This window comes from Comamonas testosteroni TK102 (assembly GCF_000739375.1).
GTDB classification, from domain to species: domain Bacteria; phylum Pseudomonadota; class Gammaproteobacteria; order Burkholderiales; family Burkholderiaceae_C; genus Comamonas; species Comamonas brasiliensis.
The window spans coordinates 5,637,384-5,648,600 of record NZ_CP006704.1; the positions used below are offsets into that span (position 1 = coordinate 5,637,384).

10 protein-coding genes and 1 pseudogene are annotated in these 11,217 nt (G+C 61.8%); 9 read left to right on the forward strand and 2 right to left on the reverse strand.

Annotated elements, in window-relative coordinates; translation table 11 throughout:
• The first annotated feature begins 30 nt into the window (after positions 1-30).
• On the forward strand, positions 31-963 hold the full coding sequence (locus O987_RS25555; protein ID WP_043375576.1) for an electron transfer flavoprotein subunit alpha/FixB family protein: 933 nt from the start codon (positions 31-33) through the stop codon (positions 961-963).
• A 494-nt stretch (positions 964-1,457) separates the two neighbouring features.
• On the opposite strand, the gene O987_RS25560 is transcribed toward O987_RS25555, so the two are convergent.
• Complete coding sequence (locus O987_RS25560) at positions 1,458-2,291, reverse strand: antitoxin Xre/MbcA/ParS toxin-binding domain-containing protein (RefSeq protein ID WP_043375578.1); 834 nt, start codon at positions 2,289-2,291, stop codon at positions 1,458-1,460.
• Between the two features lie 240 nt (positions 2,292-2,531).
• On the opposite strand from O987_RS25560, the gene O987_RS25565 reads away from it, so the two are divergent.
• Entirely contained in the window at positions 2,532-2,846 is a 315-nt protein-coding gene (locus O987_RS25565; protein ID WP_043373207.1) for a DUF1153 domain-containing protein, read from the forward strand.
• Positions 2,843-3,664, forward strand: a complete 822-nt coding sequence (locus tag O987_RS25570) for an IS3 family transposase (protein ID WP_003060102.1) — start codon at positions 2,843-2,845, stop codon at positions 3,662-3,664. Before O987_RS25565 ends, O987_RS25570 begins: the two co-directional genes overlap by 4 nt.
• Before the next feature lie 468 nt (positions 3,665-4,132).
• Here O987_RS25570 and rpe read toward each other — a convergent pair whose 3' ends face one another.
• Positions 4,133-4,813, reverse strand: coding sequence for a ribulose-phosphate 3-epimerase (gene rpe, locus O987_RS25575; RefSeq protein ID WP_043375580.1), 681 nt, complete (start codon positions 4,811-4,813; stop codon positions 4,133-4,135).
• A gap of 31 nt (positions 4,814-4,844) precedes the next feature.
• Here rpe and apaG point away from each other — a divergent pair, with 31 nt between their 5' ends.
• The 6 genes and pseudogenes from apaG (at position 4,845) to O987_RS25605 (ending at position 11,213) form a co-directional block, all read left to right on the forward strand.
• Complete coding sequence (gene apaG, locus O987_RS25580; protein ID WP_019043152.1) at positions 4,845-5,252, forward strand: Co2+/Mg2+ efflux protein ApaG; 408 nt, start codon at positions 4,845-4,847, stop codon at positions 5,250-5,252.
• Positions 5,253-5,270: 18 nt separating this feature from the next.
• Positions 5,271-7,238 (forward strand): site-specific recombinase, encoded by a 1,968-nt coding sequence (locus O987_RS25585; RefSeq protein WP_043375583.1) that lies wholly within the window; start codon positions 5,271-5,273, stop codon positions 7,236-7,238.
• A gap of 62 nt (positions 7,239-7,300) precedes the next feature.
• Positions 7,301-8,278 carry a thiamine-phosphate kinase gene (gene thiL, locus O987_RS25590; protein WP_043375585.1) on the forward strand — a complete coding sequence of 326 codons (978 nt, stop codon included), beginning with the start codon at positions 7,301-7,303 and terminating at the stop codon, positions 8,276-8,278.
• Between the two features lie 187 nt (positions 8,279-8,465).
• Positions 8,466-10,083, forward strand: a pseudogene (locus O987_RS29795) (mucoidy inhibitor MuiA family protein).
• Between the two features lie 21 nt (positions 10,084-10,104).
• Positions 10,105-10,698 carry a phosphatidylglycerophosphatase A gene (locus tag O987_RS25600; protein WP_080731610.1) on the forward strand — a complete coding sequence of 198 codons (594 nt, stop codon included), beginning with the start codon at positions 10,105-10,107 and terminating at the stop codon, positions 10,696-10,698.
• Positions 10,699-10,721: 23 nt separating this feature from the next.
• The gene (locus O987_RS25605; RefSeq protein WP_043375589.1) at positions 10,722-11,213 is read left to right on the forward strand and encodes a CinA family protein; all 492 of its coding nucleotides are present in this window, start codon (positions 10,722-10,724) and stop codon (positions 11,211-11,213) included.
• Positions 11,214-11,217 lie beyond the last annotated feature (4 nt).

Here is an 11,217-nt window from a genome sequence, read left to right on the forward strand (position 1 = left end):
CATGAAAAATTCTAGAGAAAGACGACTGAAATGACCTCTCTCGTTATTGCAGAACACGACAACGCTTCGATCAAGACTGCGACCCTGAACACCGTGACGGCTGCCAAGGCCTGCGGCGGTGATGTGCATGTGCTGGTGGCCGGCGAAGGCGCTGCCGCTGCGGCCGCTGCGGCCGCCCAGATCGCCGGTGTCTCCAAGGTCATCCATGCCGACGGCGCCAGCCTCAAGGACGGCCTGGCCGAGAACGTGGCGGCCCAGGTGCTGAGCATTGCCGGCAACTACAGCCACATCCTGTTCCCCTCGACCGCCTCGGGCAAGAACGTGGCGCCCCGCGTGGCCGCCAAGCTGGACGTGGCCCAGATCAGCGACATCACCAAGGTCGACTCCGCCGACACCTTCGAGCGCCCCATCTACGCGGGCAACGCCATTGCCACCGTGCAGTCCGCCGATGCCGTCAAGGTCATCACCGTGCGTACCACGGGCTTTGACGCAGCGGCTGCCACTGGCGGCTCTGCGGCCGTGGAAACAGCCGCAGCCGTGGCCGACAGCGGCAAGAGCAGCTTTGTGGGCCGCGAAGTGACCAAGAGCGAGCGTCCCGAGCTGACGGCCGCCAAGATCATCGTCTCCGGCGGTCGCGCGCTGGGCTCGGCCGAGAAATTCCAGGAAGTCATGTCGCCGCTGGCCGACAAGCTGGGAGCTGCCATCGGCGCTTCGCGCGCTGCGGTGGATGCGGGCTATGCGCCCAACGACCTGCAGGTGGGCCAGACGGGCAAGATCGTGGCGCCGCAGCTGTACATTGCCTGCGGCATCTCGGGAGCGATCCAGCATCTGGCGGGCATGAAGGACTCCAAGGTGATCGTGGCGATCAACAAGGATCCCGAGGCACCGATCTTCTCGGTGGCCGATTACGGGCTGGAAGCCGATCTGTTTGCAGCAGTGCCAACGATGCTAAACGCTATCTAGTTTCAATGCTCTGATTGATTCAATTAGAAGATCTATGTTGGCTAAGTTCGGTACACAAGTACTGAGTTTAGCCTTGAAGGGGTGAAATGGACTCGATCGTCAAGGGTGATGGAGCTACTCGACTGGGACAAACGACAGGTGCAAAAAAGAATATTGAAGATGGTCTGTCACACCTCGAATTCACAGATTTCCACGGAATCGCGAGCCTGAGAATCTTTGATGGTAGGTTGACAAAAAAACCTTCAGCATCACTCTCACTGGTGAACAGACTTTCGTTACAGAAGAGACATAGAATTTTTGTTCAAAGTCTTGCACTGAACTTCCACCGACGCCCCTCCGGATTTGAGTAGTGTTTGACTCTGGAGTCCAATCCCGAAGGCAGGAGATTGGACGAGCACAGAAGGTCAATTGAACCGGAATACGCATCAATACTTTATGACTTTGCTGACGATCTTTAACCGTCATCAACGCATGCCCACGGATGACTTATCGCGTCATCGCCGATTGGAGCCGTAGAGCATGATCCGCACTTCCTCACGCAGCAATGCCTCTACCTCCCCCATCCCATCCTGGCTAAAGAAATAGTCGCTAGGGCGATCGTTGCTGAGTCTGGGATGCTTCTGGTGAACCCATTGAGCAATCCAGTCTTCAGCATCGAAGTCATCAGGCACCCTCCCGCCAGGGTTATTGGATATCCATAGCTCTACAAGATCAACCAGCTGCTGCATGGTCTCCCGCTTGTGGGTTTCTTGTTGACGCTCTTGAATCGTCATCGAAGTCCAGTCTGGCAGGGGCGAAAACTCGCCGTACTCGCCGTATTTCTCACCTAGCCCGTAAATGAAGCTCCAGTCCTCCTCTGAGAGCTTCTTTTCATCGATATATGTCCAGTTCCTACGGTATAGAGCGTGAATTACATGATCTGCAAGAAGTGCTTCGCCCACCATATACCAGCAGACATGATCCCATTGGGGAATTGAATCCAAGCGACGCTTTGCAATCATGTTTCTGCCTCTATCTGCGTGCTCATCGCACAACGTTTGCACCCAACCGAGCTTGCGCAACGTTGCTGATTTTCCGCACACTTCACAGGTATGCGCTGACAGTTCTTCAGCGAACTCAATGAGCGCATCTTGCGTCAGTGAGCAGTGGTTTGCGTAAAAGTGGAGAGTGCCGTACTTTTCTTTGACCTGTTGCACTTTGGGTTCGGGAGCTCCGAATCTGTCGGTCTGGTCTTGCAACTGCTCGCAGAGCACGCGAATGATGTTGAACCAGCCCGAGCGGCACTCTAGGTGTATGCCTGTGAGCAGTGGGTGTAGTGGTGCGTTCATAACGATAGTCCAATGAACAGAATGAGCACTTAAGAGTTGCTACAGCGGCTGTGTATGACGCGCGCTCGAAGCTCAACAAAAGACGAAGTAGAAATTCCCTATTCGGTTCAATATTTGAGCTGAAGCTGCTCAGAGCCTCTACTAGGCATTGATTTGATCAGCGCCGAAAGTTGACCGGGGGCATGCTTGTATTGACCCAGTGAAAACCTGCTCAGGTGTTACCGTCGAGAGAAAGACACCATGAGCACATTGATGGAAGAAGAGATCAAACGCTGGACCGCAAAGCGCAAGACGGCACTGATCCTGGAGATCATCCAGGGCAAGACCAGCGTGTCGGAGGCCAGTCGAACCTATGACCTGCCGCCGTCGGAGATTGAGGGCTGGGTGGAAGATGGCCGCAAGGGCATGGAGAATGCGCTGAAGGCCAACCCGCAGGATGTGCGCGAGCAGTACGAGCGCCAGCTGAAGGAGTTGCAGGAGGCCTACGGCGAGGCGATGCTGGAGTTGCGCGCAAGAAAAAAATTGCAGTCCCTGCTGGGCGAGGACGAGAAGTGATCGAGACGATCCGCCAGGGACTGCAGGCCGACGGCATCACCGTCTCGATCAGCAAGCTGTGCCGGTGGTTCGAGGTGCCGCGGCGCAGCGTGTACTACCGGCCGGTGAAGGCTGCCCCCACGCTGCAGGGGCACTTCGTGGCCCCGATCAAGGCCATGATCGAGGAGAACCCGTCCTTCGGGTACCGAACCGTGGCGCACCTGCTGGGGTTCAACAAGAACACGGTGCAGCGCATCTTCCAGCTCAAGGGCTGGCAGGTGCGCAAGCGCCCGGTGGGCTTCAGGCCCCGGATCCAGTCGCTGCCCTCGGTGGCCAAGGCGCCCAACGAGCGCTGGGCCACGGATATGTGCCGGGTCTGGGCCGGGCGTGATGGCTGGACGACGATGGCCTTGGTGATCGACTGCCACAGCCGCGAACTGCTGGGCTGGCACCTGTCGCGCAGTGGGAAATCGAAGACGGCGGAGTCAGCACTGGAGCAGGCCCTGATCGCGCGCTTCGGCACGCTGGGCCGAGTATCTGAGCCGTTCCTGCTGCGTTCAGACAATGGCCTGGTCTTCACCAGCCGCAGCTTCACCTCGCTGGTCAGAAGCTATGGGCTGCGCCAGGAGTTCATCACGCCACACAGCCCCGAGCAGAACGGCTTGGTCGAGAGGGTGATCCGTACGCTCAAGGAGCAATGCGTGCATCGGCATCGCTTCGAATCGCTGCAGCATGCCAGTCGCCTGATCGGGGACTGGATCCACTTCTACAACCACCGACGCCCGCATCAGGCGTTGAACATGAGAACACCCGCTGAGGCATTCGCATTAGCGGCCTGACCTGTGCAGGTTCTGCTGGGTCAATACACCAGTGCAGTGTAGAGATACGTTCCACTCTTTAGGGTCGCACCAGCCCCGGCCATTGAAGTTTTCAACTCTATTCCTGTCATTCTTCACATGACAGGACGTGAATTGCAAAATTTTCCAACTATCACCAACGAAGTGCTATCAAAAGCACACCCACCTTGCCTCTGCGCCGGGAGATTTTTATATTCAACTTTATTCAGTTGCCCCACCAGGGCGGCTGCGGGAGCAGGCAGATTCAGCTTCATACAACTATCAATTCAATAGCTGCATGCGCTTTTCAATATTGGGCTTGCAGCCAAAAACACTAAAACTTTCATACCCCGACTCCAAAAACCGCGCTCGTGTATCGAGCGCAGCCAAAGTCAGGGCAGGAAACCAGGCCTGGGCGGCCTCGCCGCCTCGGTGCGAAGGAGCTGCGGGTCGCAGCGCCTTAAGCGGGAGTCAGGCAAGATTCTTGCGCATGGTATCGATGACCGCCTTGTAATCCGGCTTGCCGAAGATGGCGCTGCCAGCCACAAAGGTATCGGCACCGGCATCGGCCACGGCGCGGATATTGGCTTCCTTGATGCCGCCATCCACTTCCAGGCGGATATCCTTGCCACTGGCTTCGATACGCTTGCGAGCGTCTTCCACCTTACGCAGCGTGCTATCAATAAAGCTCTGGCCGCCGAAGCCGGGGTTCACGCTCATCAAGAGGATCAGGTCGATGTCCTCGATCACCCAGTCCAGCACGTCCAGCGGCGTGGCAGGGTTGAACACCAGACCGGCCTTGCAGCCATGGCTTTTGATGTTCTGGATGCTGCGGTGCACATGCTGCGACGCATCGGGGTGGAAGCTGATGTAGTCCGCACCTGCCTTGGCAAAGGCCGTGGCGAGATCGTCCACGGGCTGCACCATCAGATGCACGTCGATGGGCACAGGCTTGCCATCGGGTGTCACCGAATGAGGCTTCAAAGCCTGACAGATCATGGGGCCGAAGGTCAGATTCGGCACGTAATGGTTGTCCATCACGTCAAAGTGGATCCAGTCGGCGCCGGCCGCAATGACATTACGCACTTCTTCACCCAGACGGGCGAAGTCGGCTGACAGGATGGAGGGGGCAATACGGTAGGTGGGGCTCATGGATTGCCATTGTCGCAGTTACCATTAGCTCATGCCGATGAATGAGTTTCTGGTCCAAGTCCAGCCCGCCTACCTGCCCGAGCAATCCGCCCCGGCCGCCGGCGTCTATGTGTTTTCCTACACCATTACCGTCACCAACACGGGTGAGGTGCCGGCGCAGCTGATTGCGCGGCACTGGATCATCACCAACGAGCTGGGCCATGTCGAAGAGGTCAAAGGCCTGGGCGTGGTGGGCCGGCAGCCGTTGCTGCAGCCTGGTGAGTCCTTCGAGTACAGCAGCGGCTGCCAGCTGCGTACGCCCACGGGCACCATGCGGGGAAGCTATCTCTGCGTGAATCACGAGGGCGAGACCTTCGAATGCGAGATTCCGCTCTTCGTATTGCAGATGAACGAGTCCGGCGACCCCATGCCCATGCCCGAGAAGCGCGTTCTGCACTGAGGCCTGCCCCACATTTGCATGAAGAAAAGCACTCTTGATCTGCCCGGCCTGCTGGCCTCCCTGGACCCCGATGCAGGCCTTGCACAACGCCATTTGTGGCTGATTTATCTGGCTGAATGGATTCGCGCGGCCGAGCCCTCTGTCGAAGGCGCCGTGCAGCGCGTGAAACAGGTCGTGGAGGCCTTCGAGGCCGACCCCGAAGCCCTGGCCCGGCTGCGCCGCTGGAGCCAGACGCTGATGGAGACGGTGGACATCACCGCCCTGCTGGCCGATTTCGGCTTTGCCCCGCGCACTGCCATGGCCAGCGAAGTGGCCGAGCGCCTGCGCTACAAGCTGCTGCCCAGCACGCCCGAGACCGAGGACGCCTCCGAGCTGTTCATGCTGGTCTTTCCCGACCGCTTCGACGCCCGCTGGCTGCATGCGCTGGACAGCCAGCTCATGGCCCGCATCACCACCTTGCTGACCCCGCAGCAGCAGGACGAAGGCGTGAGCTTCTGGGAGCGCAATCTGCTGGACGCCATCACCTATTGCGCGGGCCAGATTCTCTCCACGGGGTTTGCCCCCGAGCTGCGTCTGCGCATGAGCGAGCAGGCACGCGAGGAAAAGCCGTTTCATGCGCTGATCCACGATGTGGAAAACCTGCGCGTGGAAGTCATGCTGCCGCTGCGCACCACCGACAGGCGCGACGCCGCTGCAGCGCAGTTGCGCGAGCGGCTTGAGGCTTGCCGCGCCGCCGTATCGTCGGTGTACTCCTATGTCGAGGCCGAAGGCATTTCCGTCGGACTGATCTTCCGCCTGCGCCAGGTGCGTGCGCGCATTCTGCGCATTCGCCGCCTGCTCGATTGCCTGCTGGCCGAAGACCGCGCCTACGAGACGTCAGAGCTGCTGTCCAACCTGGTGGCCGTGGGCATAGAGCGGCGCAGCGTGCGCGCGCTGATGTCCACCAACTCATCCCTGCTGGCCGCCAAGGTGGCCGAGCGCAGCGCCGAAACCGGCGAGCACTACATCACCCGTGACGGCAGTGAGTACCGCAAGATGGTGGCCAAGGCCGCGGGCGGCGGCCTGGTGATGGCCTTCACCACGCTGGCCAAGTTTGCGCTGTATGCGCTGGGCCTGTCGGTCTTCTGGGCGGGACTGGCTGCGGGCTTCAACTACGCCATCAGCTTTGTGCTGATCCAGATGCTGCATTTCACGGTGGCCACCAAGCAGCCGGCCATGACGGCGCCGGCCATGGCGGCCAAGCTCAAGGACATTCAAAGCGATGACTCCATCCTGGAGTTCGTCGACGAAGTCGCCCATCTGGTGCGCTCCCAGGTGGCCGCCATTCTGGGCAACGTGCTCATCGTCTTCCCCGGGGCACTGCTGCTGTCGCTGGGCTATGCCTATCTGGTCGGTCATCAGGCGCTCAGCACCCCGCATGCGCGCCAGGTGCTGGACTCGCTGAGCCTGCTGGGGCCGTCCGTGCTCTTCGCCGCCTTTACCGGCGTGCTGCTGTTTGTCAGCAGCCTGATTGCCGGCGGTGCCGAAAACTGGTTTGTGCTGCGCAATATCGACTCGGTGATTCGCTACAACCCTGGCATCACCCGCTTTCTGGGCACGGCTCGCGCAGATCGCTGGGCGCGCTTCCTGCGCAAGAATGTCTCCAGCCTGGCATCCAATATCTCGCTGGGTTTCATGCTGGGGCTGGTGCCTGCATTTGCGGCCTTTTTCGGTCTGGGACTGGAAGTGCGCCACGTCACCCTGTCCACGGGCCAGATCGGCGTGGCCGTGGCATCGCTGGGCTGGGAGGTGCTGCATGACGACCTGCTGTGGTGGGCCGTGGCCATGCTGCCCTTCAATGCGGCGCTGAACGTGGGGGTGAGCTTTTACCTGGCCTTCCGCGTCGCACTGCGTGCCCACAACGTCAGCGGCGTGGACCGCTCGCGCATCTACAAGGCCATACGCCAGCGCTTCTGGCGCAGGCCGCTGAGCTTTTTCTGGCCTTGACCTTCAACCGCCGCTGACCAGCGGCCCACCAGGCCGCAGCATTGCGGGCGGCCAGAGACCTCATGGGTGAATTCGATCTGATCCGCCGCTATTTCCAGCGCCCCGTGCGTCGCGCCGCCCTTGGCGTGGGCGACGATTGCGCGCTGCTGGCCCCGGCCCCCGGCATGCAGCTGGCCATCTCCAGCGACATGCTGGTCGAGGGCCGCCACTTCTTTGCCGATGTGAACCCGCGCCTGCTGGGCCACAAGGCTCTGGCCGTGAACCTCAGCGATCTGGCCGCCAGCGGCGCCAGGCCACTGGCGTTCACGCTGGCCCTGTCCCTGCCCCGCGCTGACGAAGCCTGGATCAGCGAGTTTGCAGCCGGTCTGCTGACCCTGGCCGATGCCCATGACTGCGAACTCATCGGAGGCGACACCACGGGCGGCCCGCTCAATATCTGCATTACCGTGTTCGGCGAAGTCCCTGCCGGCCAGGCCTTGCTGCGCAGCGGTGCCAGGGCCGGCGATGAGATCTGGGTCAGCGGCACTCTCGGCGATGCACGCCTGGCACTGGAGGCCATGCTGGGCCATGCACCCTTGCCTGCCGAGCTGCTGCTGCAGGCCCGCCAGCGGCTGGAAGCACCGGCGCCGCGCGTAGCGCTGGGCCTGGCGCTGCGCGGCCTTGCCAGCAGTGCGCTGGATGTCAGCGACGGCCTGCTCGGCGATCTCGGCCATATTCTGGAGCTGTCAAGCGTCGGCGCCACGGTAGACAGCCGCTGCGTCACGCCCCTGATGGCAGCTGCCGCCTACGCGTCAGGCAGTGCATGGCAACTGGATGCAAGACTGCAGCAGCAATGCACGCTGGCCGGCGGCGATGACTACGAGCTGTGCTTTACCGCCCCCGCCGCCCGGCATGCCGACGTGCTGGCAGCAGGCGCTGCCAGCGGCACGCCGGTGCATCGCATAGGCCGTATCGATGCCGAGCCAGGCCTGCGCGTGATCGGTGCGGACGGTGCGCTGCTGCAAAACCGCTGGAAGTCCTTCGACCACTTCGGCGGATGAACGCAAGGAGCGCGGTCCGGACGCAAGAGGCGCCAGCAAAGGGATAGGAAACCGCCTGGGTTAAGCTCAAACCCTTAGGACTTACGCAAACAGGAATGCATCAGGGGCCGGCCTGCTGAGGCAGTCGTCTTACCTGAGTCCGTTTTGCACAAGTCATGTCCCTGTCCACTGCCCAAAAGAGCTGCCAATGCGTTCAAGCCGTCTTCTGCCTGTGTCCATGGTCTGTGTTGCAGCTGCTTTGCCCGGGCTCGTCCTGGCCGACGCCAGCAGCCTCAGTGTCTCGGGCAATCGCGCGCCTATCACCGAGGTCACGCTCTATCCCGGCATCGCCGCCATTCAGCGCGAGGCACGCATCGAAGCCCAGACCCGCCTGCTCAGCTTTGAATGCCTGCCCGCCAGCGTGGACACGCAAAGCCTGCAGATCAGCGGCGACGAAGGCGTGCGCGTGGGTGAGATCAAGACCCTGATGCAGTCCAGGCAGATGGCTGCCAAGGAATGCACCAGCCCGCTGGATCAGCAGATTCGCAGCCTTGAGGATCAGCTCGCGAACATCGAGGCCGAAGAAAGCGCCGCCAGGCTGGTGGGCGACTTTCTGCAGGGCATGAGCAAGCCTGGCGACGAAGCCAGAATCAGCCCCGCGCAGATCGCAGGCACCAGCCAGGTACTGCGCCAGACCAGCCGCGACAACAGCCTGCGTGCCCACCAGATTCAGCGCCAGAAACAGGACCTGCTGGCACAGCTGCAGCCTCTGCGCCAGGAGCGCGACCGCACGGGCTCCGAGCAGTCTCAGGTCATGAAAGTCAGCGTGCAGCTGGCCAGCGCACGCGCGGCCAATGTGCGCCTGAGCTATCAGGTGCGCGGCCCCAGCTGGCAGCCCAGCTACCGTGCGCAGCTGAACACCGCCAGACAGCAGGTGCAGCTGGAGCGCCAGGCCCTGGTCGTGCAGGCCAGTGGCGAAGACTGGAGCAATGTGCGCCTGCGCCTGTCCACCGGCCAGCCCGGCCGCAGCACCCAGGGGGTCATGCCACGCCCCTGGACGGTGGATATCGCCCAGCCGATGCCCCCCGCCGCACCGGCACCCGCCCCCCGTCGCCATGATGGCGCGCGGCGGAGCCAGGGCGATGCGCGAAGAGGCAGCGGCACCGGACTTGCCAGTGCTCGATGTCTCCAGCATCAACACGGCCTACAGCACGCAATTCATCGTGCCGTACAAGATCAGCGTGCCCTCCAGCGCCGAGCGCATCACGCTGTCGCTAGGTCAGGAAAATCTGGCCACCAGCTTGCTGACCCGCACCGCGCCGGCCATGGAAGAGGCGGCCTATCTGATTGCCACGCTGCAGGCTCCGCCAGGCATCTGGCCGGCAGGCCCGGTAGCGCTGTTCCGGGAGGAGGCACTGGTTGGCAATGGCAGACTGGACTTTGGCAACGCCCAGGCGCTGGCGCAAGGACTGTCTTTTGGCCGCGATGACAACGTGGTGGTGCGCCGCCTGCCTGCGCAAAGCCATACCGGCAGCGGCGGCTGGGCCAGCAGCAAGACCGAGCGCAGCATCGTGCGCAACTACGCCGTGGAAAACCGCCACAACCAGCCCATTGCGCTGCAGGTGCTGGACTCGGCCCCTGTTTCGCGCAACGAGCAGATCAAGGTGCAGTCGCAATACAGCCCGCAGCCCGCCACCACCAGCTGGAATGCGCAAAACGGCATGATTGCCTGGGAGCAGAATCTGGCCGCCCGCAGCACGGCCCAATTCCAGGCCACGCACCAGATCCGCTTCCCCGAAAACCAGCCCATCACCGGCCTGCAGTAAGGCAGCGCGTATCATCACGCCATGACGGATGATCTATCAGATAGCGCCGCAGCGCATGTGGATAGTGCGCAAGCAGCTATCAATAACAAAGCACGCCCCAGCATGAGTGCGGCGGGAATCGCCCACCCCAGCGTGAAGTTCATGCTGCAACACCCGGCCCATCTGATTGCTCTGGGCTTTGGCTCCGGCCTGCCCCGCGTCGCCCCCGGCACGGTGGGCAGCCTGTGGGCCTGGCTGGCCTATCTGGTGCTGGCACTGTGGCTGAGCTCGGCACAGATCGGCTGGCTGATTGCCGCCAGCATTCCCGTAGGCTGGTGGGCCTGCACCGTCACCGCAAAGCATATGCGCGTGGCCGACCCCGGCCATATCGTCTGGGACGAAGTGGTCGCCATGTGGATTGTTCTGTGGCTGTGCATGCCCATGGGCTTCTGGGGCCAGCTCATCTGCTTTGCGCTGTTCCGATTTTTTGATGCCGTCAAGCCCCAGCCCGTCAAATGGGCCGACCGCCTGTTCAAAGGCTTCGGCCCGCGCGGCGGCTGGGGAATCATGTGGGATGACCTGGTTGCCGCTTTCTGCACCCTGCTGGTCGTGGCCCTCTGGCGGCATTTCTTCTGACTGCGCAAGCCATGGAGGAGACGATGAGCAAACAAGAAGCCAATATCGAAGAACTGGTTCAGCAGCTGGCGGCCAGACTGACCGAAAAAGGCTGGATGCTGGCCACCGCCGAAAGCTGCACCGGCGGCATGATTGCCGCTGCCTGCACCGATCTCGCGGGCTCCAGCCAGTGGTTCGAGCGTGGTTTCGTGACCTACTCCAACGAGGCCAAGACCGAGATGCTGGGGGTGCCCGCCGAGCTGATCGCCAAGCACGGCGCCGTCAGCGAAGAAGTCGTGCGCGCCATGGCCGAGGGCGCCCTCCGTCACTCACGCGCCCAGGTCAGCATTGCCGTGACGGGGGTTGCCGGCCCGAGCGGAGGCTCTGCCGAAAAGCCTGTGGGGACGGTGTGGGTGGGCTGGGGTCTGGGCCAATCGATCCACAGCATGCCACTGAATCTGCAGGGATCACGGGCCCGGATTCGTCTGGAAACGACGTCGCACATCTTGAAGACGGTTCTTGAAAACCTGCATTGATTGC

Bases quoted from the DNA above. Each gene is read 5' to 3' on its own strand.
- rpe (WP_043375580.1), bottom strand. From the start codon at position 4,813: ATGAGCCCCACCTACCGTATTGCCCCCTCCATCCTGTCAGCCGACTTC.
- O987_RS25565 (WP_043373207.1), top strand. From the start codon at position 2,532: ATGAGCACATTGATGGAAGAAGAGATCAAACGCTGGACCGCAAAGCGC.
- O987_RS25560 (WP_043375578.1), bottom strand. From the start codon at position 2,291: ATGAACGCACCACTACACCCACTGCTCACAGGCATACACCTAGAGTGC.
- apaG (WP_019043152.1), top strand. From the start codon at position 4,845: ATGCCGATGAATGAGTTTCTGGTCCAAGTCCAGCCCGCCTACCTGCCC.
- O987_RS25555 (WP_043375576.1), top strand. From the start codon at position 31: ATGACCTCTCTCGTTATTGCAGAACACGACAACGCTTCGATCAAGACT.
- O987_RS25585 (WP_043375583.1), top strand. From the start codon at position 5,271: ATGAAGAAAAGCACTCTTGATCTGCCCGGCCTGCTGGCCTCCCTGGAC.
- thiL (WP_043375585.1), top strand. From the start codon at position 7,301: ATGGGTGAATTCGATCTGATCCGCCGCTATTTCCAGCGCCCCGTGCGT.
- O987_RS25605 (WP_043375589.1), top strand. From the start codon at position 10,722: ATGAGCAAACAAGAAGCCAATATCGAAGAACTGGTTCAGCAGCTGGCG.
- O987_RS25600 (WP_080731610.1), top strand. From the start codon at position 10,105: ATGACGGATGATCTATCAGATAGCGCCGCAGCGCATGTGGATAGTGCG.